Raw genomic sequence first — 273 nt, forward strand, 5'->3', positions numbered from 1 at the left:
AGAATTTGATATAGCTCTTAAATTGACGAAGCTTGCGCTTCATTCAAAAATTGTAAAACTTTTTTTGCCTCATCGTTCAGTTTTCAAAGACCAAAAAAATAAATGGTCGGGAAGACAGGATTCGAACCTGCGACCCCTTGGTCCCAAACCAAGTGCTCTACCAAGCTGAGCTACTTCCCGTTAAAATGGTGCACCCTGAGAGATTCGAACTCCCGGCCTTTAGATTCGTAGTCTAACGCTCTATCCAGCTGAGCTAAGGGTGCATATGGTGCG

General features: G+C 44.0%; 2 tRNA genes. Both read right to left on the reverse strand.

Features of this window, described 5'->3' with window-relative positions:
* Positions 1-103: 103 nt before the first annotated feature.
* Positions 104-180: transfer RNA gene (locus KNO65_RS15660), tRNA-Pro, on the reverse strand.
* A gap of 6 nt (positions 181-186) precedes the next feature.
* A tRNA-Arg gene (locus KNO65_RS15665) sits at positions 187-263 on the reverse strand.
* Positions 264-273 lie beyond the last annotated feature (10 nt).

Source organism: Exiguobacterium sp. S3 (genome assembly GCF_018617295.1).
GTDB lineage: Bacteria > Bacillota > Bacilli > Exiguobacteriales > Exiguobacteriaceae > Exiguobacterium > Exiguobacterium profundum.